Annotated in this window: 24 protein-coding genes and 4 tRNA genes; 17 read left to right on the top strand and 11 right to left on the bottom strand. The window is 65.5% G+C overall.

Annotated features, from left to right (window positions below):
* Positions 1-15 precede the first annotated feature (15 nt).
* Positions 16-879, top strand: coding sequence for an undecaprenyl-diphosphate phosphatase (locus KVT32_RS16015; RefSeq protein WP_056323512.1), 864 nt, complete (start codon positions 16-18; stop codon positions 877-879).
* Between the two features lie 88 nt (positions 880-967).
* On the opposite strand, the gene KVT32_RS16010 is transcribed toward KVT32_RS16015, so the two are convergent.
* The 3 genes from KVT32_RS16010 to KVT32_RS16000 all read right to left on the bottom strand — a co-directional run bounded on the left by KVT32_RS16010 (position 968) and on the right by KVT32_RS16000 (position 3,061).
* Complete coding sequence (locus tag KVT32_RS16010; RefSeq protein ID WP_056323515.1) at positions 968-1,741, bottom strand: UDP-2,3-diacylglucosamine diphosphatase; 774 nt, start codon at positions 1,739-1,741, stop codon at positions 968-970.
* Positions 1,734-2,243 carry a peptidylprolyl isomerase gene (locus KVT32_RS16005; RefSeq protein WP_056324586.1) on the bottom strand — a complete coding sequence of 170 codons (510 nt, stop codon included), beginning with the start codon at positions 2,241-2,243 and terminating at the stop codon, positions 1,734-1,736. The genes KVT32_RS16010 and KVT32_RS16005 overlap by 8 nt, the downstream gene beginning before the upstream one ends.
* 134 nt (positions 2,244-2,377) lie before the next feature.
* Positions 2,378-3,061: a tetratricopeptide repeat protein gene (locus KVT32_RS16000; protein WP_142054351.1), complete on the bottom strand. Its 684-nt coding sequence runs from the start codon at positions 3,059-3,061 to the stop codon at positions 2,378-2,380.
* A gap of 343 nt (positions 3,062-3,404) precedes the next feature.
* Here KVT32_RS16000 and cysS point away from each other — a divergent pair, with 343 nt between their 5' ends.
* The 6 genes from cysS to KVT32_RS15970 all read left to right on the top strand — a co-directional run bounded on the left by cysS (position 3,405) and on the right by KVT32_RS15970 (position 9,271).
* Positions 3,405-4,859, top strand: coding sequence for a cysteine--tRNA ligase (gene cysS, locus KVT32_RS15995; RefSeq protein WP_056323521.1), 1,455 nt, complete (start codon positions 3,405-3,407; stop codon positions 4,857-4,859).
* Positions 4,860-4,879: 20 nt separating this feature from the next.
* A complete protein-coding gene (locus tag KVT32_RS15990) occupies positions 4,880-5,524 on the top strand; it encodes a DNA-3-methyladenine glycosylase (RefSeq protein WP_056324588.1) in 645 nt (214 codons plus the stop codon).
* A 36-nt stretch (positions 5,525-5,560) separates the two neighbouring features.
* The gene (locus KVT32_RS15985) at positions 5,561-6,526 is read left to right on the top strand and encodes an acetyl-CoA carboxylase carboxyltransferase subunit alpha (protein ID WP_056323524.1); all 966 of its coding nucleotides are present in this window, start codon (positions 5,561-5,563) and stop codon (positions 6,524-6,526) included.
* A gap of 146 nt (positions 6,527-6,672) precedes the next feature.
* Positions 6,673-7,659: a tRNA lysidine(34) synthetase TilS gene (gene tilS / locus KVT32_RS15980; RefSeq protein WP_371825593.1), complete on the top strand. Its 987-nt coding sequence runs from the start codon at positions 6,673-6,675 to the stop codon at positions 7,657-7,659.
* A gap of 164 nt (positions 7,660-7,823) precedes the next feature.
* A complete protein-coding gene (locus KVT32_RS15975) occupies positions 7,824-9,089 on the top strand; it encodes an aspartate kinase (RefSeq protein WP_056323526.1) in 1,266 nt (421 codons plus the stop codon).
* A gap of 89 nt (positions 9,090-9,178) precedes the next feature.
* A tRNA-Ser gene (locus KVT32_RS15970) sits at positions 9,179-9,271 on the top strand.
* A 138-nt stretch (positions 9,272-9,409) separates the two neighbouring features.
* Here the strand turns inward: KVT32_RS15970 and mnmH are convergent.
* Positions 9,410-10,456, bottom strand: a complete 1,047-nt coding sequence (gene mnmH / locus KVT32_RS15965) for a tRNA 2-selenouridine(34) synthase MnmH (protein ID WP_180098268.1) — start codon at positions 10,454-10,456, stop codon at positions 9,410-9,412.
* Between the two features lie 172 nt (positions 10,457-10,628).
* On the opposite strand from mnmH, the gene KVT32_RS15960 reads away from it, so the two are divergent.
* Both KVT32_RS15960 and KVT32_RS15955 read left to right on the top strand, forming a co-directional pair.
* Positions 10,629-10,705 (top strand) — tRNA-Arg (locus KVT32_RS15960).
* A 136-nt stretch (positions 10,706-10,841) separates the two neighbouring features.
* Positions 10,842-10,918, top strand: a tRNA-Arg gene (locus KVT32_RS15955).
* 247 nt (positions 10,919-11,165) lie between these two features.
* Here the strand turns inward: KVT32_RS15955 and KVT32_RS15950 are convergent.
* Complete coding sequence (locus KVT32_RS15950) at positions 11,166-11,399, bottom strand: DUF3079 domain-containing protein (protein WP_217618495.1); 234 nt, start codon at positions 11,397-11,399, stop codon at positions 11,166-11,168.
* Positions 11,400-11,563: 164 nt separating this feature from the next.
* Here KVT32_RS15950 and KVT32_RS15945 point away from each other — a divergent pair.
* Positions 11,564-11,640: transfer RNA gene (locus tag KVT32_RS15945), tRNA-Arg, on the top strand.
* A 125-nt stretch (positions 11,641-11,765) separates the two neighbouring features.
* Here KVT32_RS15945 and KVT32_RS15940 read toward each other — a convergent pair.
* Positions 11,766-12,362 (bottom strand): short chain dehydrogenase, encoded by a 597-nt coding sequence (locus tag KVT32_RS15940; RefSeq protein WP_217618494.1) that lies wholly within the window; start codon positions 12,360-12,362, stop codon positions 11,766-11,768.
* A gap of 131 nt (positions 12,363-12,493) precedes the next feature.
* On the opposite strand from KVT32_RS15940, the gene KVT32_RS15935 reads away from it, so the two are divergent.
* The gene (locus tag KVT32_RS15935) at positions 12,494-13,378 is read left to right on the top strand and encodes a LysR family transcriptional regulator (RefSeq protein WP_062839204.1); all 885 of its coding nucleotides are present in this window, start codon (positions 12,494-12,496) and stop codon (positions 13,376-13,378) included.
* 10 nt (positions 13,379-13,388) lie between these two features.
* Here the strand turns inward: KVT32_RS15935 and KVT32_RS15930 are convergent, their stop codons facing one another.
* The 3 genes from KVT32_RS15930 to KVT32_RS15920 form a co-directional block, all read right to left on the bottom strand.
* The gene (locus KVT32_RS15930) at positions 13,389-13,637 is read right to left on the bottom strand and encodes a hypothetical protein (protein WP_172802127.1); all 249 of its coding nucleotides are present in this window, start codon (positions 13,635-13,637) and stop codon (positions 13,389-13,391) included.
* 95 nt (positions 13,638-13,732) lie between these two features.
* Positions 13,733-14,335 (bottom strand): helix-turn-helix transcriptional regulator, encoded by a 603-nt coding sequence (locus KVT32_RS15925; protein ID WP_217618493.1) that lies wholly within the window; start codon positions 14,333-14,335, stop codon positions 13,733-13,735.
* Between the two features lie 110 nt (positions 14,336-14,445).
* On the bottom strand, positions 14,446-15,270 hold the full coding sequence (locus tag KVT32_RS15920; RefSeq protein ID WP_217618492.1) for an NAD-dependent protein deacylase: 825 nt from the start codon (positions 15,268-15,270) through the stop codon (positions 14,446-14,448).
* 169 nt (positions 15,271-15,439) lie between these two features.
* Here KVT32_RS15920 and KVT32_RS15915 point away from each other — a divergent pair, with 169 nt between their 5' ends.
* Together KVT32_RS15915 and KVT32_RS15910 are read left to right on the top strand one after the other, a co-directional pair.
* Positions 15,440-16,054 carry a cysteine dioxygenase gene (locus KVT32_RS15915; protein WP_175155921.1) on the top strand — a complete coding sequence of 205 codons (615 nt, stop codon included), beginning with the start codon at positions 15,440-15,442 and terminating at the stop codon, positions 16,052-16,054.
* A gap of 81 nt (positions 16,055-16,135) precedes the next feature.
* On the top strand, positions 16,136-16,900 hold the full coding sequence (locus tag KVT32_RS15910) for an IclR family transcriptional regulator (protein WP_175155920.1): 765 nt from the start codon (positions 16,136-16,138) through the stop codon (positions 16,898-16,900).
* Here KVT32_RS15910 and KVT32_RS15905 read toward each other — a convergent pair.
* Positions 16,809-18,467, bottom strand: coding sequence for an FAD/NAD(P)-binding protein (locus tag KVT32_RS15905; RefSeq protein WP_217618491.1), 1,659 nt, complete (start codon positions 18,465-18,467; stop codon positions 16,809-16,811). The two genes, KVT32_RS15910 and KVT32_RS15905, sit on opposite strands and share 92 nt — an antisense overlap.
* Positions 18,464-19,432, bottom strand: coding sequence for a tripartite tricarboxylate transporter substrate binding protein (locus KVT32_RS15900; protein ID WP_217618490.1), 969 nt, complete (start codon positions 19,430-19,432; stop codon positions 18,464-18,466). The genes KVT32_RS15905 and KVT32_RS15900 overlap by 4 nt, the downstream gene beginning before the upstream one ends.
* A 311-nt stretch (positions 19,433-19,743) precedes the next feature.
* Here KVT32_RS15900 and KVT32_RS15895 point away from each other — a divergent pair, with 311 nt between their 5' ends.
* Genes KVT32_RS15895 through KVT32_RS15880 form a run of 4 tightly spaced genes read left to right on the top strand, consistent with a single transcriptional unit; the run spans position 19,744 to position 23,219 of the window.
* Positions 19,744-20,913: a CaiB/BaiF CoA-transferase family protein gene (locus KVT32_RS15895; RefSeq protein WP_180098273.1), complete on the top strand. Its 1,170-nt coding sequence runs from the start codon at positions 19,744-19,746 to the stop codon at positions 20,911-20,913.
* Complete coding sequence (locus KVT32_RS15890; protein WP_056323570.1) at positions 20,910-21,629, top strand: enoyl-CoA hydratase/isomerase family protein; 720 nt, start codon at positions 20,910-20,912, stop codon at positions 21,627-21,629. Before KVT32_RS15895 ends, KVT32_RS15890 begins: the two co-directional genes overlap by 4 nt.
* 29 nt (positions 21,630-21,658) lie before the next feature.
* A complete protein-coding gene (locus tag KVT32_RS15885; protein ID WP_152384993.1) occupies positions 21,659-22,492 on the top strand; it encodes a CoA transferase subunit A in 834 nt (277 codons plus the stop codon).
* Entirely contained in the window at positions 22,485-23,219 is a 735-nt protein-coding gene (locus tag KVT32_RS15880; RefSeq protein WP_056323575.1) for a CoA-transferase subunit beta, read from the top strand. Before KVT32_RS15885 ends, KVT32_RS15880 begins: the two co-directional genes overlap by 8 nt.
* The last annotated feature ends 14 nt before the right edge of the window (positions 23,220-23,233 follow it).

Raw genomic sequence — 23,233 nt, 5'->3', positions numbered from 1 at the left:
AAGAGACCCCAGCCCGTGACCGAGAACACGCTCTATCTGATCAAAGCATTCATCCTGGGCATCCTGGAAGGCCTGACGGAATTCATTCCCGTGTCCAGCACGGGCCACCTCATCCTGGTCGGCGACTGGCTGAATTTCGATTCGGGCGACGGCAAGGTGTTCGAGGTGGTCATCCAGCTGGGATCCATCCTTGCCGTGATGTGGGTCTTCCGGGCCCGACTGCTCCAGCTCATTCGCGGCACGCTGACCGGCGTGCCCAGCGAGGTGGCCTTCACCCGCAACCTGATCCTGGCCTTCCTGCCCGCTGCGGTGATCGGCGCGATCTTCATCAAGACCATCAAATCGGTGTTCTACCACCCGGCAGTGGTGGTGGTGACGCTCGTGCTGGGCGGGCTGATCATGCTGTACGTCGAACGCCGCACGCGCCATACGCCGGGCGACGCGCCGGGCGCGGCGGACGACACCGCGTCCGACGAACGCGCATCGGCCCACACGCTGGAGCAGATCACCTGGAAGCAGGCGCTGGGCGTGGGCGTGGCCCAGTGCTTCGCCATGATTCCCGGCACCTCGCGCTCGGGCGCCACCATCATCGGCGGCATGATCGCGGGCATCCAGCGCAAGACGGCCACCGAGTTCTCGTTCTTCCTGGCCATGCCGACCATGCTGGGCGCGGCGGCCTACGACATGTACAAGAACTTCGGCCTGCTGACCCAGCACGACCTGTCCGGCATCGCCGTGGGCTTCGTCGCCGCATTCCTGAGCGCGATGGTGGTGGTGCGCGCCGTGTTGCGGTTCGTGGCCAACCACACGTACCGCGTCTTCGCCTGGTACCGGATCATCTTCGGCGGCGTCGTGGCCGCCTGGATCTTCACACGTTGATGCCTTCCCCGCCACGGCGGGGCGCAGAATACACAAGGGCCGCTTTTTCAAGCGGCCCTTGTGTTTGACTTGCGCGGTACGGCAGCGGCTACGCTTCTGTTTCCAGATCATAGAACTGCAATCCGTCTCGGTCGATGACCAGCCAGCCGCCGCGCGGGGGCGACACGTGGTCGCAGTCCCAGTCGGGCAGCACCCAGCGTTCGCGTTTTTCGCCGTCGACCTCCAGCACGTGGCGCGCGGGGCGATGCGTGTGGCCATGCACCAGCACGCGCACGCCCGATTCGCGGAAGATCGATTCGATGGCGCCCGCGTTGACGTCCATGATCTCCATGGACTTCGTCTGGTTGGCCGCCTGGCTTTCGCCGCGCGCCTGCTGCGCCATGGCCAGCCGCTCGGGGATGGTCTTGGCCAAAAATTCGGCCTGCCATTGCGGATTGCGGACCATCTGGCGGAATTGCTGATAGGCGGCGTCGTCCGTACAGAATTCGTCGCCGTGCGTCAGCAGGATCGAGCCGAAATCGGTTTCCAGCAGCGCCGGCTCGGGCAGCAGTTGCGCGCCTACGGCCTTTGCCAGTTCCTCGCCGATGAGGAAATCGCGGTTGCCGCGTCCCAGCCAGACCGGGATGCGGGCTGCCGTGGTCTTCAACGCCGCCAGCACCGTGGCAAGCCACGGCGGGGCGGCGCGGATCACGTCGTCGCCGATCCAGGCGTCGAAGATGTCGCCGGGCAGCAGCAGGGCTGCCGCCTCTTCTTGCGCAACCTGCAGAAAGGCCAGGAAGGCCTCCGAGGTGGCCGGCGTGGCCGGCCCCAGGTGCAGGTCCGATGCCAGCCAGACCGGGCCGGGCAGCGTGATCTTATTCAAGAACTTCGGCCTTCTCGATGATGACGTCTTCGTTCGGCACGTTCTGGTGGAAGCCCTTGTTGCCGGTCTTCACGCCCTTGATCTTGTCGACCACGTCCTGGCCTTCGGTGACGGCGCCGAACACGGCATAGCCCCAGCCGTTCGGCGTGGGCGACGTGAAGTTCAGGAAGTCGTTGTTGGACACGTTGATGAAGAACTGGGCGGTGGCCGAGTGCGGGTCGCTGGTGCGGGCCATGGCCAGGGTGTACTTGTCGTTCTTCAGGCCGTTGTTGGCCTCGTTTTCGATCGGGGCGTGGGTTTGCTTTTGCTTCATGCCGGGCTCGAAGCCGCCGCCCTGGATCATGAAGCCGTCGATCACGCGATGGAACACCGTGCCGTTGTAGAAGCCTTCCTTGACGTAGGTCAGGAAGTTTTCGACGGACTTGGGCGCCTTGGCGGCGTCCAGGGTGATGACCATGTCGCCTTGGTTCGTTTGAAGCTTGACGCGGGGATTGGTGCTCATGGTTTTGGTGCCTTCGGAGGTGGAGGGGGAAGAAGAGGCTGCCGGGGCGGCGCTGACCAGCGCCGGTGCGAATGCAGCCAGCGCGAACGAGCACGCCGTCAGGCGCAGCAGGTGTAGAGGGGAGTAACGGGACATCATTTGCCTTGTTTATCCTTCAACATTGTTTCAACTTCGCGGACCTTTTCGCGCATGCCGGGCACGCCGTCGCCGGCGGCTTCCTTGTAGGTGCGCAGGGCCTGCAGCAACTGCAGGTCGCCCAGGTTGGCGCGGGCTGCCGCGTAGTTCGGGTCGGCGCGCAGGGCCATCTGCAAGGCATCCTGCGCCCGGTCGAGTTCACCGCGGCTTGCATATAGAGCCGCCAGGTTGTTCCAGGGTTCCGGCAATTCGGGGAACCGCGTCGTCATGTCGTTGTAGATGTCGATGGCTTCGTTCGTGCGCTTGAGCGCCGCCAGGGCGCGCGCATGCTGGAACATGAGCTGGACATCGGTGCCGCGCTGGTCCTTGATCTCGGCCTCGCGCTTTTCGATCATCGCCAGCGCCTTCTCGTTATCGCCGCGGTTCAAGAGAAGCTCGATGTGCGTCGTGATCTGGGAGGCGGACGGGGTCAGGCGCGTATCCACGCTGGGCTTGGCGGCCTCCAGCAGCTTGGCCAGGGCGTCCCAGCCGCCTTCGGGCGGGATGGGGTCCAGGGTGGTGCGAGTGGCGTTGGGGTTTTCGCCCGCGCCACCGCTCATCGACTGGGCGATGGCGACGCCCGCGGGCGAGCTGGCCAGGGCCAGGGCGAGCAGGGCAACGCAAAAACGCGGCTTGATAGTCACGTGTGGGTTCCGTTAAAAGTCTTGGCCGGCCGGCGCTTACGCGCTCGACCGGGCCGCTTGCTATACTTGACGACCACCATTTTAGCCCCGGTTGGGTTTTGGCTCGACCATCGCGTTCAGGGCAGGAAGGGAAAGCAGGTCGCGAAGTCATTCTTTTTACGCGAACCCGCCTGCCGAAGTGCAATGGGACGACCCTGAACAAAGTGCAATGGGACGACCCTGAACAAGGGAAGCCCCCTGCAAACGGGTCGGCACTGTAAATGGGGCGGCACGCGTCGGCGGATCTTCCGCCGATTGCAATTTTCCGAACCGCCACGGAACACTAATCGAAGCCTATCGCGCCATGCTGCAAATCTACAACACGTTATCGCGTACCAAAGAACCGTTCAAACCGGCCCAGGCCGGCCAGGTGCGCATGTACGTGTGTGGCATGACCGTCTACGACTTCTGCCATCTGGGCCACGCTCGCATGCTGGTGTCGTTCGACGTCGTGCAGCGCTGGCTGCGCGCCAGCGGCCTGGCTGTCGACTACGTGCGCAACATCACGGACATCGACGACAAGATCATCCGCCGCGCGGTCGAGACCGGCCGCCGCATTGGCGAAGTCACCGAGTTCTATATCGACGCGATGCACGCCGACGAGCGCGCGCTGGGCGTCGAATCCCCCGACCGCGAGCCGCGCGCCACGCAATACGTGGGCGAGATGCTCGACATCATCGGCAAGCTCGAACAAAACGGCCTGGCCTATCAAGCCGAAGACGGCGATGTGAACTACGCCGTGCGCGGGTTTGCCGGCTACGGCAAGCTGTCCGGCAAGACGCTGGATGACCTGCGCGCCGGCGAGCGCGTGGCCGTCGGCTCCGGTAAGCGCGACCCGTTGGATTTCGTCCTCTGGAAGTCCGCCAAGGCCGAGGAACCGGCCGACACCAAATGGGAATCGCCCTACGGCCTGGGCCGGCCGGGCTGGCACATCGAGTGCTCGGCCATGAGCAAGTCGCTGCTGGGCCTGCCCCTGGATATCCACGGCGGCGGTCCGGACCTGAAATTCCCGCACCATGAAAACGAGATCGCGCAGACCGAAGGCGCGTTCGGCGGCACGCTGGCCAACATCTGGATGCACTGCGGCCCGCTCATGGTCGATTCGGACAAGATGTCCAAGTCGCTCGGCAACTTCCGGACCATCCGCCAGACCATTGCCCAAAGCGATCCGGCAGCCGACCAGTCCGATTACGCGGTGAACCCGCGCGAAGCCGAAATGGTGCGCTTTTTCATCGTGCGCAACCACTACCGCAGCCCGCAGAACTACACGCCGGATAACCTCGTCGACGCGCAGAACGCGCTGGATCGCCTGTACCAGGCCTTGCAGAACGTGCCGGCCGACGACCAGGGCATCGACTGGAACGAGCCGCAGGCGCAAGCCTTCAAGGCGGCCATGGACGACGACTTCAACAGCTCGGGCGCCGTGGCTGCGCTATTCGAACTGGCCTCCGAGGCCAACCGTACCAAGAGCGCGCGCAGCGCCGGGCAGATGAAGGCGCTTGCCTCGCTGCTGGGGCTGCTGCAGCAAGCCCCGGCCGCCTACTTCCAGTCCGCCACCCGCTACTCGGCGGCCGCCATGGAGCAGGGCGCGCGCAGCACGCTCGACGCCGACGCCATCCAGGCCCTGATCGACGCGCGCGCGGCCGCCAAGGCCGCCCGCAACTTTGCCGAGGCCGACCGCATCCGCGCTGAACTGCGCGATGCCGGCATCGAGCTGGACGACAAACCGGGTGGCCTCACGCAATGGCGCCGCGCGTGACCAAGCAGGATACGCCGGCCATGTCCACCGCAGATCTCGACATTCCCAAGCCTGAATATTGGGAAGCCGCCGTCGCGCACTTGATGCGCCGCGACCGCATCCTGAAAAAGATCATCCCTCAGCACCCCGAGGTCTGGCTGACCTCGCGGGGCACGCCGTTCATCACGCTGGCGCGGGCGATCATCGGGCAGCAGATTTCCCCCAAGGCGGCCGATGCCGTCTGGACCAAGTTCATCGACGCCGTGGGCAAGCGCCCCACGCCCGTCGCCGTGCTGCGCGTGGGCGTGGACGGCCTGCGCAAGGCCGGACTGTCCCAACGCAAGGCCGAATACGTGCTCGACCTGGCCGTGCATTTCGGCGAACGCCGGGTCCATCCCGAGAAATGGGCGGCCATGGACGACGAGGCCGTCATTTCTGAACTGGTCGCCATCCGCGGCATTGGACGCTGGACGGCGGAGATGTTTTTGATTTTCAATCTACAGCGGCCTGATGTCCTGCCGCTGGATGATCCTGGGTTGCTCAAGGCAATCTCGCTACACTATTTCAGCGGCGAGCCTGTCTCTCGCTTCGAGGCTCGCGAAGTCTCGTTGGCGTGGCAACCCTGGCGTACCGTGGCAACCTGGTATCTGTGGCGCAGTCTGGAACCGACGCCGGTCCAATACTGACGCAAACCAGGCAGCCCATCTACGGAACCACACTACATGCGCAATACATTTCTGGAATTTGAACAGCCGCTCGCCGAGCTTGAGAACAAGATCGAGCAGCTGCGCTATGTGCAGGCCGATTCGGCGGTAGACATCTCCGATGAAATCGGACGTCTGCAGCAGAAGAGCCAGACGCTCGCCAAGGAGATCTACGCCAAGCTCACGCCCTGGCAGACGGCGCTGGTCGCGCGCCACCCCCAGCGTCCCTACACGCTGGACTACGTGCGCGAAATGTTCACCGACTTCCATGAACTGCATGGCGATCGCATGTATGCCGACGACCAGTCCATCGTGGGCGGCCTGGCGCGCTTTAACGGCACGCCTTGCATGGTCATCGGCCACCAGAAGGGCCGCGACACCAAAGAGCGCGCCGCGCGCAACTTCGGCATGCCGCGTCCCGAGGGCTATCGCAAAGCCCTGCGCCTGATGCGCCTGGCCGAAAAATTCGGCATTCCCGTCTTCACGTTCGTGGACACCCCCGGCGCCTACCCCGGCATCGGCGCCGAAGAGCGCGGCCAGTCCGAAGCCATCGGCCACAACCTGTACGCCATGGCTGAACTCAAGGTGCCGGTGATCTGCACGATCATCGGCGAAGGCGGTTCGGGCGGCGCGCTGGCCATTGCCGTGGGCAATGCCGTGCTGATGCTGCAATACGCCACCTATGCCGTGATTTCGCCCGAAGGCTGCGCCTCGATCCTCTGGCGTAGCGCCGACAAGGCCCCCGAGGCCGCCGATGCGCTGGCCATCATCGCACCGCGCCTCAAGGACCTGGGCCTGGTGGATCGCGTCGTCAACGAACCCGTGGGCGGCGCCCACCGCGACCCCCGCGTCATGGCGCGCCTCTTGCGCCGCGCGCTCGGCGACGCCCTGCGCCAGCTTCAGGGCCTGACGCCCGAACAGCTCGTCGAGCAGCGCGTGCAGCGCGTGCTCTCGTACGGCGCCTTCCAGGAAGTGCGCGCGTAAAGCGGGCAGGGCGCCGGCCCCCCAGTGCCGGCGCCGCGGCCCCCGCGCCCTCTGCCATGACCGACGTCCCGCCGCCCGGCATCTCCCCTCGGGCCGACGCGGGCGGCAGCTTCTCCTTGCCTCTTTGCGCCGCGCTTGCCGCGGCGTTGCGTCAGGCGCTCACGGCATTGCCCGAGCGTCCGCGCCGCATCGCCGTCGCCTTCAGCGGCGGGGCGGACTCGGCCATGCTTGCCGTGCATGCAGCCGCGGTTGCGCCGGCGCTTGGCATCGAGGTGCTGCTATTCCATGTGCATCACGGCCTGCAGGCGCAGGCGGACGCATGGGCGCGGCATGGCCAGGACCTGGCCGCACGGCTTGCGCTGCCGCTGCATGAAGCGCGCGTCCAGGTGGAGCCGGCCGCCGGCAAGGGCATCGAAGCCGCCGCACGCGACGCGCGCTATGCCGCACTGGCCGGGTTGGCGCGTCAGCACGAAGTCCATCACATCCTCCTTGCCCACCACCGCAACGACCAGGCTGAAACCGTGCTGCTTCGCCTGCTGCGCGGCACCGGACTGGCCGGCATGGCCGCCATGGCGCCGGTAGCGCAGCGCGATGGCGTGACTTATTTACGGCCGTGGCTGGAGCGGGATCGCAGCGAGATCCTGGGCGCGGCGAACGACCTCGAAGCCGCCATCGGCTGGCGCGCCGTGCAGGACCCCACCAACGCCGATCCGCGCTACACCCGCGCCGCGCTGCGCGAATTGCTGGCGCCCGTGCTGGATGCGCGCTGGCCCGGCTGGCGCGCCATCGTCGCGCGCCATGCGCGGCACATGGCCGAGGCGGCCGAGATCCTGGACGAAGTCGCGGCCGAGGATTTTGCGCGGCTGGACCCCAGCCCTGATGGCGTGAGCTTTTCGCTACAGGCATGGCGCGGTCTGTCGCCCGCCCGGCAGGCGCACGTGCTGCGCCATTGGCTGGCGCGCAACGGCGCCCGCATGCCGACCGATGCGCGCATGGCCGATCTGTTGCGGCAGTTGCGGGGGCTGCACAGCCTGGGCCACGACCGCCAGTTGCGGGTGGAGCAGGCCGGCCATGTGGTCCGGTGCCATCGCGGCCGCGTGTGGGTCGAGCCCCGGGACGGTTCGGATTCGTAATCGGGGCGCGGCGATGCGGTATCGCCGGTTTTAACGTGCCTGCCAGCGATTTTGCGCGCGGAATGGACATAAATTTGCGCAATCTGCGCAAATTTTTACCGTCGCGCTAGAATATATGGTTTTGCCCGTCAACACTTGCGGCGGGTGTCCAGCCAGAGTACGAGATGTCCCTGATCGTTCACAAATATGGCGGTACTTCGATGGGCTCGGTCGAGCGCATCAGAAACGTGGCGCGTCGCGTCGCAAAGTGGCACGCCGCCGGCCACCAAGTTGTTGTTGTCCCGTCCGCCATGGCGGGCGAGACCAATCGTCTGCTGGGTCTGGCGCGCGAGATTTCGCCCCAGCCCGACGGCCGCGAGCTCGACATGATTGCCGCCACCGGCGAGCAAGCCAGCAGCGGCCTTCTGGCCATTGCGTTGCAGGCCGAAGGCGTGCCCGCGCGCAGCTATGCCGGTTGGCAAGTGCCCGTGCGCACCGATTCGTCGTTCACGAAAGCCCGCATCACGTCCATCGACGACGCCCGCGTGCGCGCCGACCTGGACGCCGGCCGCGTGGTCATCGTGACGGGCTTTCAGGGCATCGACCCCGACGGCCACATCACCACGCTGGGCCGCGGCGGCTCCGACACCTCGGCCGTGGCCGTGGCGGCTGCCATCAAGGCCGACGAATGCCTGATCTACACCGACGTGGACGGCGTCTACACGACCGATCCGCGCGTGGTGCCCGAAGCGCGCCGCATGGCCGTCGTTTCCTTCGAGGAAATGCTGGAAATGGCTTCGCTGGGCTCCAAGGTCCTGCAGATCCGCTCGGTCGAATTCGCCGGCAAGTATCGTGTTCCGGTCCGGGTCCTGTCCTCGCTGACCGACCCCCTTATCCCGCTCGAGGAAGAAATGGTCTCGGGCACGCTGATTACTTTTGAGGAAGACGAAAAAATGGAAGCCGCCGTTGTCTCCGGCATCGCCTTCAGCCGCGACGAAGCCAAAATCACCCTGCTGGGCGTTCCCGACAAACCCGGCATCGCATTCTCCATCCTGGGCCCCGTCGCCGCCGCCAACATCGACGTCGACATGATCGTGCAGAACCAGTCCGTGGCCGGCACGACCGACTTCTCGTTCACCGTGAACCGCAACGAGTTTGCGCGCGCCGTGGACCTGCTCAAGCGCGAAGTCATCCCCGCCGTGGGCGCGCGTGAACTGTCCACCGACGAAAAGGTCGCCAAGGTCTCCATCGTCGGCATCGGCATGCGCTCGCACGTCGGCGTTGCCAGCCTGATGTTCCAGACGCTCTCGCAAGAGGGCATCAACATCCAGATGATCAGCACGAGCGAAATCAAGACCTCGGTCATCATCGACGACAAGTACATGGAACTGGGCGTGCGCGCGCTGCACAAGGCCTTCGGTCTGGACCAGGCGCCCGCCACCAAGGTCTGACGAATCAGGTCCGGCACGATTTTTTTGCGTGAATGCCTGAAACGCGGGCGAGAGCCAAAAAAATCGTGCTAGAATCTCGTTCTCTTTTCGGAGACGTGCCCGAGAGGCTGAAGGGGCTCCCCTGCTAAGGGAGTATGTGGCTAAAAACTGCATCGTGGGTTCGAATCCCACCGTCTCCGCCAAAGACACTTGCACCAGTGACACAAGGTTGCCTCAAGACCCGCATAGCTTATTGCTCTGCGGGTTTTTTGTTTTGTGCGGTCCACTGCGGTCCACTGCGGGCCGCAGTTGTGCCGACTTGAAGCAAGGCGCGCTGCGATTCACCCCAGCCGGTCGATCAGCGTTTGTGCCTGCTCGATCACATCGGCGTCATTTGGCCGGAAATCCAGCCGCTGGGCCCGTGGCAGATTCACGAAGTGCGACTGCGAGCTGCGCGCGTATGCCGGGTCGTAGTGGCGGTCGATGAGTTCGCGCGCGAGGTCTTCGCGGCGGCCTTCGTCCACCAATGTCATCCAGCCCTTGATGGTGTCGCGGCTGTGCAGTCCGACCATGCGCTGCAATTGCGCCTTGAGCCAATCCGGCGTGTCAAAGAGCTGCGCATAATCCTGTTGCAGGAAGCGCGCGCGGTCTTCGCGGCTGGCGCGTACGTCAATGCATTGGCCGTGATGCATGGCACGCAGCAGCGATGCGGGAATTTCCACCGCGCCGATCTTGCGGCTTTCGGCTTCGATGAACACCGGCTGGCTGGCATCGAGTTCGCGCAGTCGCACCGCAAGCAGCGTGTCGAAGCGCTTTTGCGTGGGCTGCTCAGCGTGCGGCCATGCGCCCAGCAGCGAGCCGCGGTGCGAGGCAAGCGCTTCCAGATCCAAGGTCTGCGCGCCTGCTTCGCGCAAGGCGTGCAATAGCCGCGTCTTGCCGCTGCCGGTGGGGCCGGTCAGCACGACAAGGCGCAGTGGTTGCGGCAGCGTTTGCAGGTCGTCCAGCGTGGCGCGGCGGTAGGTCTTGTAGCCGCCGTCCAGTTGCCGGGCGCGCCAGCCGATCATATTGAACATCAGCGTCATCGATCCCGAACGCTTGCCGCCGCGCCAGCAATACACGAGCGGACGCCATCCTTGCGGGCGGTCCGCGAAGGTGGTCTCCAGATGGCGGGCGATGTTGCGCGCGACGAGGGCCGCGCCTGCGCGGGAGGCTTCGAACGGCGAAACCTGCTTGTACATCGTGCCGATCAGCGCGCGTTCTTCGTTGTTCAGCACCGGTGCGTTGCAGGCGCCAGGAATGTGGTCGTCGGCGTATTCAAGCGGCGTGCGCACATCGATGATTTCGTCGAAATCATGCAGCCTTTCCAGGCTGACAAGCAGGTGTTTCACGAAGACCGCCTCGGTGGAAGAATCGGAAGATTTTCGCACGCGGTGCGTGGGCGATGGGTTGGAGGGCAACTGAAGGTGCACAGACAAGCGGACTCGGGATAGACAGGCCAGCGTGCCATCCGACTTGCGCAACCTTCGAAACAACGCTATTATTCAAGGCTTGCTTTTTCAAGCGCCCGTAGCTCAGCTGGATAGAGTACCTGGCTACGAACCAGGGGGTCGTAGGTTCGAATCCTGCCGGGCGCGCCAAGTTATTTCGCGATTGTTTGCGCTATGCGCAATGTCTGCGAGACCGATGAAAAAGCAGGGTCTGTAGTGAAGAGAAGTTATGCGTCACTACAAACATGGCACGATTATTCTGATATAATTTTGCCTCTTTGCCGGAGCGCCCGTAGCTCAGCTGGATAGAGTACCTGGCTACGAACCAGGGGGTCGTAGGTTCGAATCCTGCCGGGCGCGCCAAACCATCACGGTTTAAACATCGCGATGTGAATGCGGCAAAGAAAATAGCAGTAAAGAAAGTGCAGTAAACAAAATGGAAAGGCCTTTGATCTTGCATCGAAGGCCTTTTTGTTTTGGTGCGCGGTTTTTTATGCGTGGGTCGGTAGTGCCGGTTGCCGATAATGCTTGTGCTTGCTACTTGCCCCGCACGGCAACATCGCAAACGTGCAGGGCGGCAGTGCCGGGCTTCCTGCCCGATCAATGCCGATCAATGCGCGGCGCTTTCTTCCGCGTTTTCTTTCTCTGCATCCTTCGATTTTTCGTCCGCGTCGTCGAAGCCCCAATCTCCGAACAGATACCAATCTTCGCCCAGCGATTCCGCCGGGTGCATGGTGCGGCCAGAGCCGTTGCCGCAGGCCATGGAGTCGGTGGAACAGTAGCGGTCGCAGCCCCAGCAGATGCGTTCGGGGTGCTTGGGGTGGAGGGGAAACTTCTTGGCCATGCTGTCTGCCTGATGTTCTTGTTGAACTCAGCGTACTGCTGCCGGGGCCTGCGATTCATTGACATCGCGCAAATGCGGGGTCGCCACGTGTGCCGAGTCCCGGTTTAAACGGGGTCGATTTGCATGGTGTGATTCTTTCGTGTTATAAACACGCCTCTTTCGGGGCGCCCGTAGCTCAGCTGGATAGAGTACCTGGCTACGAACCAGGGGGTCGTAGGTTCGAATCCTGCCGGGCGCGCCAACTTATTCGAGATCATGCTGCACAGCGTGGTTTCCGCAGGAAAACCGCAGCAATGCGGACGCGAAAAGCGGCTTGATGAATTCATCAAGCCGCTTTTTTTTCGTGGCGCGGATCACTGGCGCGGCTCACCACACGCGGTACACGCGCCCCGTCTGCGCGCCTTCGACGCTGCGGCTGAAGGCCAGCGCCACGCGGCTGGCCGGGGCCGCCTCGAAGCCCTGGAAGTAGGGGCCGTAGCTGTCCAGCGACTCCTGCAGCACGGTAGGGCTGACGGCGTTGATGCGGATCCCTTGCATTTCGACTGCCGCGCCGCGCACGAAGCCATCGATGGCGCTGTTCACGGCGGCGGCGTTGGCGCCATAGCGGATGGGCTCGTCGCTCAGGATGCCGCTGGTCAGGGTGATCGAGCCGCCCGCGTTGACGTAGTGCTGGCCGATGAGGGCCAAGTCGACCTGTCCCAGCAATTTGTCATGCAGGCCAATCTTGAACTGTTCCGCCGTCATGTCGGCCAACGGGCCGAAGTGCAGGCTGCCAGCGGCGGACACGATGGCGTCGACCTTGCCAACCCGTTCGAAGAGGTCGCGAATGCTGTCGCTGCGGGTCATGTCGACCTGATATTGGCCGCGGCGCTTGCCCACCGCGATGATGTCGTGACGTTGGCCGAGTTCGCGGGCGACCGCGCTGCCGAGCGTGCCATTTGCGCCAATGAGGATGATCTTCATGGAGTTCTCCGTGGAATGCCGTTGGGGTGGCGCCGGCGGGTCCGCCAGCGCATGAATGCATTCTGCGCGTCGCATTCCGCAAGAAAAATCCTAGAATTGTCGGATCAGTCAACACTCAGGGTACGGAATCCATGGATCGCCTGCTTAGCATGGAAGTCTTCGTGGCGGTGGTCGAGCTGGGCAGCCTGACGGCCGCCGCGGCGCAGCTGGACATGTCGCCCGCGATGGCCGCCAAGCACGTCAAGGGGCTGGAAGACCGGCTGGGACTGCGGCTGATGAACCGCACGACGCGCCGCCAGAGCCTGACCGAGGCAGGCCAGGCCTACTTTGCGCGCTGCAAGGCCATCCTGGCGGACATTCGCGATGCGGAGCAGGGCGCCGAGGCGCTGCGATCGGCCCCGCGCGGCCATCTGCGCATCACATCGTCGGTGTCGTTCGGGTCATTCGCGCTGGCGCCGGTGATCGCCGATTACCTGTCGATCTATCCGGACGTGAGCGTGGAACTGTCATTGAGCGATAGCGTGGAAGACGTGGTGGCGTCGCGCTTTGACGTGGCGCTGCGCATTGGCGAGCCCGCGGATTCGGGTCTGGTGGCGCGGCGCATAGGGCTTTATCAGATGATCGTCTGCGCCGCGCCGGCGTATCTGGCCCGCTACGGCACGCCCGCCACGCCTGGCGATCTGGCCCGGCATCAGTGCCTGGATTTTTCGCATTGGAGCCGGCGCACGGGCTGGCGGCTGGGCACGGATGAGGGCGGGGAAATGGGGTATCCCACGGGGCGGTTCGTGTCGAACAATGGGCAGGCGCTGCGGCAGGCGGCGCTGGCCGGCTTTGGCATCGTGTTGCAGCCCGAACTGCTGCTGACTGACGACGTGCGCGCCGGCCGCCTGGTGCCGATTCTGCAGCCTTATTGGCCGGTCGCCCGGCCCATCACGCTGCTGTATGCGAAGGATCGCCAGGCGCCGCCCAAACTCACGACCTTCGTGGATTTTGTGGTGACGCGGTTTGCGCGGTAGCGGCAGGGCATCAGGCGCGTCGTCGGTCCACCGCCGTCAGGGATGTGCCGCTTTTGAGAAGCTGATAGGTCTGGCCGCCCAGCCACGCGACCTTTTCACCGGAGCTGGTGCGGCAGACGCAATGCGTCTTTGGGTCAAAGCGTGGCGTGCCCAGCGCGGAATACGCATCGGGATCGGAAACGAAACGTTCGATGCGATACAACGTGCCATCCGGCGATGTGGCGAGCACATCGGTCAATCGTCTTGCGGTGCCGAGCATATTCAATACCTCCATGCGCGGGCCGTCAGGTGTCGGCGCCAAAGTCGTCTGAACAATTCACGGCGGGAGCGCGAGGCAATGCCTTGCGCGCGACGCTAATGAAACTGTCCTCCTAACAATGAATCATCGAGTTGGTCTGGCGATACGCCCAGGGCCTCCGATACGCGGTCAAGAATGACCTGCCGGGGCCGCGGGCGCGGCCGTTCCAACTCGATATAGATGGAGTGATCGACGCCAAGCCGGGCAGCCATCTCAGCAGTACTGATGTTCAGATGCTCGCGCCAGGCGCGTATCAAGCTCCAATCGTTGCCGGTTTTTAGATTGACTACAGCTGGCGGAAGGCGCGCCTTGGCCCCTGCAACTTTCTTGCGAGAGGCGCGCGGCGCGGATGCCGCCTTTTCATCGCCCGGGACCGCGCCGCTGTGCCGCGACTCGCCCCGGGGTGTGGTGTGTGCCGTGACGGCAAGAAAGATGGCGCCGCCGTTCAGTTGGCGATACTTGTCGTTGCCCATCCAGCACAGCGTTTCGCCGTTGTCGAGCTTGCATTCGCAATCCAGGTGGGTATTGCTGGGCATGCCTTCGAGCTTGGCGATGGTTTCCGTGGTCGTGGCGTGGCGCACCACACGGTGCAGCACACCGTCCGGCGAACGTACGAAGACGTCAGGAAGTCTCCAGGAAAACGGAATGATCACCTCCACAAACGAAGTCCATTACACCACTGTATAGCGCGGATGTAATGGTGAATTTGAGGGTTTTCCTGGAAGTGTCGCGCAAGTGTCATAGGCGTGTGGTTGGACGCCACGGATGCTCACAAAACCTCGCGGCCGCCCGGTGTTGCCGGCGTGGCCGGCAGGCCTGGGGCAAATTGCGCCGCCGCCAGCACGGCGGGCATGATCTGGGCCGCGGCGCCGCGCAGGTTGTGATGGGCGATCGCGTCCAGCGGCGTTGCGGCCGGGTTGACCTGCACGACCGTCGCGCCGGCCGCGACGGCCAGCCGCGGCAGTTCGGCTGCGGGATACACGAGGGATGAGGTGCCGATGCTGAAAAGCAGGTCGCACTGCTGCACGGCGAGGGTGGCGTCACGCCAGGCCTGCGCGGGCAGGCTTTCGCCGAACCAGACGACGCCGGGGCGCACCGGCGCGCCGCATTCCGTGCACGCGGGCGGCGCCAGGCGCCGGCCGGCGTCGGGCTCTTGCGGCAGGCCGGTGGCAAACGCTTGCGGAGCGCCGCAGCGCGAACAACGCGGCGCATGCAGGCTGCCGTGCAGATGCGTGACCGCGCGGCTGCCAGCACGCTCGTGCAGATCGTCCACGTTCTGCGTGATGACGGCCAACGCCGGGACATGGCGCGCCAGCGCCGCAATGGCGTGGTGTGCGGCGTTGGGCGCGGCGCGCAGGACCTGCGCGCGCCGCCATTCGTACCAGCCCCATACCAGGTGGGGATGTTCGCGGAATGCTTCGGGCGTGGCCAGCGCCTGGGCGTCAAAGCGCGACCAGAGCCCGGTCAGGGCATCGCGGAACGTGGCGATGCCGCTTTCGGCGGACACCCCGGCGCCCGTGAATACGACGACGCGGCGCGCGCTGCGCAGGGCCTGCGCCAGCGCGGGCGGAATATCGTGATGCGTGTTTTTCATTTCCAACCTTGCAGACAGTTCGATACGCTGCACGCGCCGGCAAGGCGCTGTCAAGGGCGGGCACACGGCGCTGCGCGGGCCAGCAAGCGGGACGCGCGTGCGTCCGCGTCCCGAATCGTGGATACTGTTTTTTCAATCTGGGATTTCATCCCGCCTTGGAGAGCTGAGAATGCCTGAATCGAACACCGGCCTGGAACGGCTGCGCCGCTTTATTGCCACTGCGACGCGGCTAGCTTCGCCGCAGGCGCTGGACCAGAGCCCCGAGCTGGCGGCGGCGTTCGCGGACCTGGTGGGCCACGACGATTGGCTGCCCGACGCCTGTACCGCCCCGCATCCGCAGTTCTACCAGCAATACCTGCTGCATTGCGATCCGCTGGAGCGTTTCTCGCTGGTGAGCTTCGTCTGGGGGCCGGGCCAGTCCACGCCCGTGCACGATCACGAGGTCTGGGGCTATGTGGGCATGCTGCGCGGCGCGGAGATCAATCAGCGGTTCACGCGTAATGCGGACGGCCGGTTGGCGTTGGCGGGCGAGGCGACGACGCTTCGGCCGGGCGACGTCGAGCGCCTGTCGCCGGCCGAGGGCGACATCCATCGCGTGTCCAATGCCTATCCCGATAGGGTGTCCATCAGCGTGCACCTGTATGGCGGCAATATCGGCGCGGTGTCGCGTCACGTGTATGACCCCGATACCGGCCAGGCCAAGCCGTTCGTATCGGGCTATTCGTCGCCCAGCCTGCCCAATCTGTGGGATCGGTCTGCCGCCGTGCGCGCCACGCTGGGCTAGCGTATCCACCGGGCGGAATTTGCTGTTCCCGCACCGCGTCCCGTGCTATGTTCCCGTCCTAAATATTAGGAAAAATCACGAATGGACAAGACGCTGCTCAAAGGGCTGATGGTGTTGGAAGCCGTGACCGATGTGGACAATCCGCCGCGCACCATCGACGCGCTGGCGGCCCGCGTGGGTCTGACCCGCAGCAATACGCATCGCACCTTGCAGACGCTGATACACGCCGGCTACGTGATCAAGGACGACGACGGCGGCGGTTACCGCGGGGCCGTGCGCCTTTTCGAACTGGCGGCGCGGCAACTGGCGCAACTGGACGTGCGCAAACTGGCCGCGCCCCACATGCGCACGCTGGCGGACCAGACGGGCGAGACCGTGCACCTGTCGGTGCTGGATGGCTTTGACGTGGTGTATGTGGACAAGATCGACAGCCCGCAACCCATTCGCGCGTACTCGATGGTGGGCGGCCGCGCGCCTGCCTATGCGGTGGCGACCGGCAAGGCGCTGCTTGCGTATCAGCCCGAGGGTTACGTCGAACGCTACGCGGAGCAGATGTTGCGGCACACCCCGTCCACCATCGTGTCCATGCCGCTTTTGAAAGACGAGCTGCGCAAGATCGCGCGCGCCGGTTACGCGGTGAACCGCGGAGAGTGGCGCGAAGGGGTGGGCGGGCTGGCGGTGACGGTGTTCAACAGTCTGGACCAGCCCGTGGCCGCGGTGGGCATCTCTGGCCCCCTGGATCGCCTGAGCGCCGCTAGGATGAAGCAGCTTGCGCCGGATGTGGCGGCCTGTGCGCAGTCCATCTCTCAGGGAATGGGCTATCGCCGCGGGTTTCTGGATCAGTGAGGGGCGTGGCGCGCAGGGTGGCCGCGATCCGCTCGGCCTGATCGCCCGCCAGGCGGGCATTGACGTCCATGGACGTGGTCCAGAAGTAGGTGCCTCCGGCCAGGCTTCCCAGCACCGAGACGCCAGCCACGTGCTGGCCGGCGCCATTTATCAGGCAGCCCGTGTCGTAGTCCAGCGTGAGTCCGCCGTGCGGATCGGCCTGCGCGTGGCCCTCGCGCAGCAGTTCAGACACCAGCGGATCGTCCGTGCGCGCTGCGTCCACCGAGAAGCTCGTGGCGTTGATCAGATGATGGCTCAGGTGTTCGATCTGGCCGTCCGCCGTGCGCAGCCGCGTGCGGAACAGGCCCCTGGCCGGATCGTGTTCGCAGCCGGCAAAGCCCGCCGCAACGCTGAGCTGATTCGCGCCGAACAATGCCTGCAGCTTCAAGGCGTTGCGCATGGGGAAGGTTGCGCGGCGGGCCATCCATAGCGATCGCCATTGCGACTGGAAGCGGCGCCGTTCGGTATCGGGCAGCAAGTGCCAGATCTGATCCACCGCCGCGTTGGTGGCTGCGGCCACCGCCTGCCACGGACGTGGGGCGGCGGACGACCGGCGGATCTCGTCTTCCAGCGCGGATCGCGCGTCGCTGTCCATGCCCAGCACCTCGTCGGGGTCCAGAGAACCCTGCAACGCCAGCACTTCATCGCGCAGGGCTTGCCAGATGATGTCCAGCGTCAGCGCCCCGCCGTGCTGAGCGGCCAGGGCGAGGGCGCCGTCTCGGCTCAGGCGTTGCAGCGTGTCCGGGGGACGGTTGTGCGGGCTGCGCACGGACGGCAAGCGGCCGTTGCGCGACACGCACAGGATCGGGCCTTGGTGTCCGGCCTGTTGCAGTGCGGCCACGGCGTCCACCGCGCTCAGGCTGGTGCCGACGATGCACACGGACGCATCGGGTGCGATGTCCTGCGCCAGCGCCGATACCGGATACGGGCTGTTGAAGTAACCGGCCACGCCTACCAGCGAGGGAAACGCCTGCGAGGGCAGGTTGCCGTTGCACAGCACGGCGTGGCGCGCGTGGCGCAGCGGGCCGTGTGCGAGCTGGATGATCGCGCCGCCGTCCGGCTGGGGCGCCACGCGGTGCACGCGGCTGCGCACGTGTTCCAGCGTCACGCCAAGGGACCGGGCGAGCTGGCGGCAGCGTTCGTAGACCGCGCCCATGTAGGCGCCGAAGAGCGGACGCGGCAGAAAGTCGGCCGGATCGATCGCGGTGACGCCGTAGCCGCCGAGCCAGCCGGCATCCTGAGCGCGCAGCCAGTCGACAAAGTCCAGCCGATGGTCGGCGCGCGCCGACATGTTGCCGGCGGGGATGTTGAGCAGGTTGCTGCGCAGGTCGTCCTGGTATGCGCCGCCCGGGCCGGGCACAGCCTGCGGTTCGAACAGATGGATCACCGGCGGCCGCGCCTCCCGCACGGGGGGCGCGGCCTGCAGCGCCAGCAGGAACTGATACAGGAAGCTGACGCCGACCGAGCCGCCGCCGACGATGGCCAGGTCGATTGCGGCCGGCCGGCCCGATGCGGGGGCGTGCGTCATTTCGCCACCGACAGGCGCACCACGTCGGCCCAGCGCGAGGTTTCCTGCTTGAGCATCCGGCTGGTGTCGGCCGGGGTCGTGGCGATGGCGTCGGCGCCGAGCTTCAAGGCGGCCTGCTGCACGGAGGGCATCGCGGCGGCGCGGCGCATCCCGTCCGACAGCTTCTCGACGACCGCGGGCGGCGTGCCCGCCGGCGCGAGCAGGGCGTACGTGGTGGCGACCGAATAGTCCTTCACTCCCTGTTCCATCAGTGTCGGCAGGTCGGGCAGGGCCGTGGCGCGCTTGGCGGTCGTGACGCCCAAAAGGCGGATCTTGCCGCTGGCAACCTGCGGCAAGAGGGCGGGCAGGGTTTCGATGACCAGGTCGATCTGGCCGCCCAACAGATCCGTGATGGCCGGCCCGCTGCCGCGGTAAGGCACGTGCATCAGCCGCGTGCCGGTCACCGCCTGGAAGAGTTCGCCCGCCATGTGCTGCGAGGTGCCCGGGCCGGCCGATCCGAACGTGATCGTGCCGGGTTTGCTTTTTGCCAGCGCGATCAGTTCCTGCACGTTCTTGGCGGAGATCTTGCTGCTGTTGACCGCCACCGCCATCGGCATGCTGGTGGCCATCGACACGCCGACGAAGGCCGTGCCGAAATCGTAGCCCGGCTTGTCGGGCATGGCCGCGTGGATGGCGTGGCTGCCCACGGCGCCCATCAGCAGCGTGTAGCCGTCGCCCGCGGACTTGGCGACGAACTCCGCGCCGATCTCGCCACCCGCGCCCGCCTTGTTTTCCACGACCACGCTCTGGCCGAGAAAGTCTCCCAGATGCTGCGCATAGATGCGCGCGGCGGCGTCCGTTGCACCACCCGGCGGAAACGGCACCACCATGCGCACGGGTTTCGTTGGCCAGTTGTCCGCGGAAGCGGGATTGGCCGACAGCGCCAGCACCGTGCTGGCCAAGGCAATACGCCACAACAGTCTCATGCAAGTCTCCTCGGTGGATGGGCCAGCATGCGACAGGCGCCGTGCGTATCGCCGGCGACTTGACCGCTGCAGTCCTCTTTTACTAAATCCTAAAATATAGGATCGACGTTCCAATAAATGGTTTACGTAGAATTCCACACGGTGCTATGCTGGTCAACAATTAACCGCGACACCTAGGGATTGCACTAGGCTTAGCCAGGAAATCAACGACTTCCCGTCTTTGTCGGACTGGATGATGCCACCGTTGAAAGCCGCGTCTTATACTGTTTTTCTTATCCCAAATATTGAATTTTCATAACGAGAGGTCAGACATGACACCCAGTTCGGCGCTAACCGGCATCACAGTGCTGGAGATTTGCAACGTCGCGGCGGGACCTTTTTGCGGCATGTTGTTGGCGGACATGGGCGCGGACGTCATCAAGGTGGAGCACCCCGAAGGCGGCGATACGCTGCGCAGCTGGCCGCCCATCTCCGATGGCTACAGCGAGAACTTCGCTTCGCTCAACCGCAACAAGCGCTCGGTGACGCTGAACCTGAAGGATCCCGGCGACGTGGCCTTGGCGCGCGAGCTGGCGCTGCGCGCCGACGTGCTCATCGAAAACAACCGGCCGGGCGTGATGGATCGGTTGGGCCTGGGATACATGCAGCTGCGCGAGGCCAATCCGCGCCTGGTCTATTGCTCGATCTCCGCCTATGGCCAGTCCGGACCGCGCTCGCAGGAAGGCGGCTTTGACCTCACCATCCAGGCCATGAGCGGGATCATGAGCGTGACGGGCGAGGCCGGCGGCGAACCCGTCAAATGCGGCGTGCCGCTGGCCGACTTTTCGGCCGGGCTGTATGGCGCGTTCGCCATCGCGTCTGCGCTGCGCGCGGCGCAGGCAAGCGGGCAGGGCACGCACATCGACGTGCCGATGCTGGGCGCGACGCTGGGCATTGCTGCGTTGCAGACGTCCGAGTTCTTCGGCAGCGGCAAGGATCCCGTCAAGCTGGGGTCGGCGCACCCGCGCAACGCGCCGTATCAGGCATTTCGCTGCAAGAACGGGTATTTCGGCATGGCCGCCGGCAACCAGGCGCTGTGGAAAGCCGTGTGCGCCACGGTGGGGCGCGACGACCTGCTGGCCGATCCGCGCTTTACCGACACCAGCGCACGCGCGCGCAACCAGACCGCGCTGCGCGACATCCTGGAAGCGATCTTTGCGGAACACGAGGCGCAGGAATGGCTGGCGCGTTTCCGCGCGGCCGGCGTGCCGTGCGCGCCCATCAACACGTATTCCGAGGTGCTGGACGATCCGCAGGTCGCGCACATGGGCTGGGTCCAGCCGCTTGAGCTGCCCAACGGCGTGCAGACGCGCACGTTCGGGCTGCCGGTGCGGTTCGACGGCGAGACGACGGCGCTGCGGCGCAGGCCCCCGGCGCTGGGCGAACACAACGACGAAGTGCTGGGGCCGCTGCGTGCGGGCGGCAAAGGGAGCGCGGCATGAGCGTCCTGCGTATCGACAGACAAGGGCCGCGCCACGTGCTGACGCTGGCGCGCCCCGAAAAGATGAATGCGCTGTCGGCCGACCTGGTCGAGGCGCTGATCGCGGCGCTTGACGAGGCCGAAGGCCAGGGCGCCAAGGTCATCGTGCTGCAAGGCGAAGGCAAGAATTTCAGCGCGGGCTTTGACTTCGGCGATTGGCAGACGCAGAGCGAAGGCGATCTGCTGCTGCGCTTCGTGCGGATCGAAACCCTGCTGCAGCGGCTGGCGGCCTCGCCGTGCCTGACCGTCGCGCTGGCGCACGGGCGCAATTTCGGCGCGGGCGTGGATGTGTTCGGGGCTTGCAAATGGCGCGTCAGCGCGCCGGACGCCACGTTCCGGATGCCCGGCCTGAAGTTTGGACTGGTGCTGGGCACGCGGCGGTTTGCGTCGCTGGTGGGCGCCGAGCGCGCGCGCACGGTGCTTGAACAGGCCGCCACGTTCAATGCCGAAGACGCCTTGCGCGACGGCTTTGCCAGCCGGCTTGCGGCGCCGGCCGACTGGACGCGGATCGGCGACGAGGCGCTGGAAACCGCCGGCGCGCTCACGGACGACAGCCGCGTGCAGCTTTACGCCGCGCTGTCGCAGGAGACGCCGGACACGGACCTGGCACGGCTGGTGCGCTCGGCATCGGCGCCGGGGCTGAAGGACCGCGTGGCGGCATATCTGCAGGCGCGCTAGGCGCGCCCCATCAAGCAGGGAGGAAGACAATGGCTTCAGGATTCAATCAGAAGAACAAGCAGTGCAGCTTGCAGGAACTGGCGGCGCTGGTGCCTAACGGGGCATCGATCGCGCTGGGCGGCAGCTTCCTGCATCGCGGTCCGTTCGCGTTCGTGCGTGAACTGATCCGCCAGGAAAAGCGCGATCTCGAACTCATCAAGCAGTCGCCGGGCTACGACGTCGACATCCTGTGCCGGGCGGGCGTGCTGCGCCGCGTGCGCGCGGGCATCGTCGCGATGGAGGGCAACTTTGGTCTGGCGCCCTGGTACCGGCGCGCCGTGGAACGCCACGAGATCGAGCTGGAGGAACATGCCTGCGCCAGCCTGACTGCCGGCCTGCGCGCGGCGGCCTTCGGCGTGCCGTTTCAGCCCTGCGGCGGCCTGCACGGCAGCGGCCTGCCGGAACTGAACGGCTGGAAATGCCTGGAAGACCCGTACGGCAGCGGCGAGAAGACCTGGGTGGTGCCCGCGATCCGGCCGGACTTCGCAGTGATCCAGGCGTCGGAGGTGGATGCGCAGGGCAATGTGCGCGTGCATGGCACCGCGCATTGGGACCGGATCATGTCGCGTGCCGCCGGCAGCGTGCTGGTGGTGGCCGAAAAGCAGGTGGATAGCGCGGTGTTCGAGGCGCAGCCCGAATCCACGCTGGTGCCGTATTTCATGGTGCAGGCCTATGCGGTCGTGCCGCGGGGCGCGTGGCCGGGATCGTGCTGGCCCGATTACGCCATCGACTATCCGGCGGTGGAAACCTACATGGACAAGAACAGCGATCTGCGCGCGCACCTGGCTGCGGCGCCCGAAGCGCGGGAGGGAAATCATGGCTGAGCAATGGTCGGGCTTTTCGTACATCGTCACCAACCTGGCGCGCTTCATCCGCCCCGATGAAATTACGTTCAGCGGCGTCAATTCCACGATGCCCATGCTGGCCTGCCTGCTGGCCAAGCGCGCGTATGACTGGGACTTCGTCTATATCAATGTGGCCGGCGGCGTGAACCCGCGGCCTTCGCACATTCCGTTGTCCAGCTCCGATCCGGTGCTGGCCGAGCACACGGCGTCGATCTTCTCGAACGAAGACTTCTACGACCTGTGCACGCGCGGCCGCATGGACCTGACGTTTCTGGGCGCCGCGCAGATCGACGGCGCGGGCTGCGCCAACAACTCGTGCATTGGCGACTGGCACGAACCCAAGGTCCGCCTGCCCGGCGGCGGCGGCGGCGCGGTGATGCTGCCCACGGCGCGGCGCGCCTGCACCTGGCGCACCGAGCATTCGCGCCGCACGTTCGTGCCCAAGCTGGACTTCATGACGTCGTGGGGCGGCTTTCACGGAGTGGTCACGCCGATCGCCGTGTTCATCAAACGCGACGGCCGGCTGGCGCTGCAATCGTGGCATCCAGAATCCAGCCTGTCCGAGGTGCGCGAGCGCACGGGCTTTGAGTTCGACGCCGCCGGCGCGGGCCCGACCGAACCGCCGACCGAGCGCGAAGCCCTTGCCTTGCGCGAACTGGACGCGGACGGGCAATTCGAACGCGACGCCGCCGTCACGCTGCGCTGATCGCGCATCCACCC

The sequence above is a fragment of the Achromobacter sp. GbtcB20 genome (assembly GCF_019091095.1).
GTDB lineage: Bacteria > Pseudomonadota > Gammaproteobacteria > Burkholderiales > Burkholderiaceae_B > Achromobacter > Achromobacter mucicolens.
This window is presented reverse-complemented; position numbering and strand designations above follow the sequence as displayed.

Bases quoted from the DNA above. Each gene is read 5' to 3' on its own strand.
- KVT32_RS16005 (WP_056324586.1), bottom strand. From the start codon at position 2,243: ATGAGCACCAATCCCCGCGTCAAGCTTCAAACGAACCAAGGCGACATG.
- cysS (WP_056323521.1), top strand. From the start codon at position 3,405: ATGCTGCAAATCTACAACACGTTATCGCGTACCAAAGAACCGTTCAAA.
- KVT32_RS15990 (WP_056324588.1), top strand. From the start codon at position 4,880: ATGTCCACCGCAGATCTCGACATTCCCAAGCCTGAATATTGGGAAGCC.
- KVT32_RS15985 (WP_056323524.1), top strand. From the start codon at position 5,561: ATGCGCAATACATTTCTGGAATTTGAACAGCCGCTCGCCGAGCTTGAG.
- KVT32_RS15975 (WP_056323526.1), top strand. From the start codon at position 7,824: ATGTCCCTGATCGTTCACAAATATGGCGGTACTTCGATGGGCTCGGTC.
- KVT32_RS15950 (WP_217618495.1), bottom strand. From the start codon at position 11,399: ATGGCCAAGAAGTTTCCCCTCCACCCCAAGCACCCCGAACGCATCTGC.
- KVT32_RS15940 (WP_217618494.1), bottom strand. From the start codon at position 12,362: ATGAAGATCATCCTCATTGGCGCAAATGGCACGCTCGGCAGCGCGGTC.
- KVT32_RS15935 (WP_062839204.1), top strand. From the start codon at position 12,494: ATGGATCGCCTGCTTAGCATGGAAGTCTTCGTGGCGGTGGTCGAGCTG.
- KVT32_RS15930 (WP_172802127.1), bottom strand. From the start codon at position 13,637: ATGCTCGGCACCGCAAGACGATTGACCGATGTGCTCGCCACATCGCCG.
- KVT32_RS15920 (WP_217618492.1), bottom strand. From the start codon at position 15,270: ATGAAAAACACGCATCACGATATTCCGCCCGCGCTGGCGCAGGCCCTG.
- KVT32_RS15915 (WP_175155921.1), top strand. From the start codon at position 15,440: ATGCCTGAATCGAACACCGGCCTGGAACGGCTGCGCCGCTTTATTGCC.
- KVT32_RS15910 (WP_175155920.1), top strand. From the start codon at position 16,136: ATGGACAAGACGCTGCTCAAAGGGCTGATGGTGTTGGAAGCCGTGACC.
- KVT32_RS15905 (WP_217618491.1), bottom strand. From the start codon at position 18,467: ATGACGCACGCCCCCGCATCGGGCCGGCCGGCCGCAATCGACCTGGCC.
- KVT32_RS15900 (WP_217618490.1), bottom strand. From the start codon at position 19,432: ATGAGACTGTTGTGGCGTATTGCCTTGGCCAGCACGGTGCTGGCGCTG.
- KVT32_RS15895 (WP_180098273.1), top strand. From the start codon at position 19,744: ATGACACCCAGTTCGGCGCTAACCGGCATCACAGTGCTGGAGATTTGC.
- KVT32_RS15890 (WP_056323570.1), top strand. From the start codon at position 20,910: ATGAGCGTCCTGCGTATCGACAGACAAGGGCCGCGCCACGTGCTGACG.
- KVT32_RS15885 (WP_152384993.1), top strand. From the start codon at position 21,659: ATGGCTTCAGGATTCAATCAGAAGAACAAGCAGTGCAGCTTGCAGGAA.
- KVT32_RS15880 (WP_056323575.1), top strand. From the start codon at position 22,485: ATGGCTGAGCAATGGTCGGGCTTTTCGTACATCGTCACCAACCTGGCG.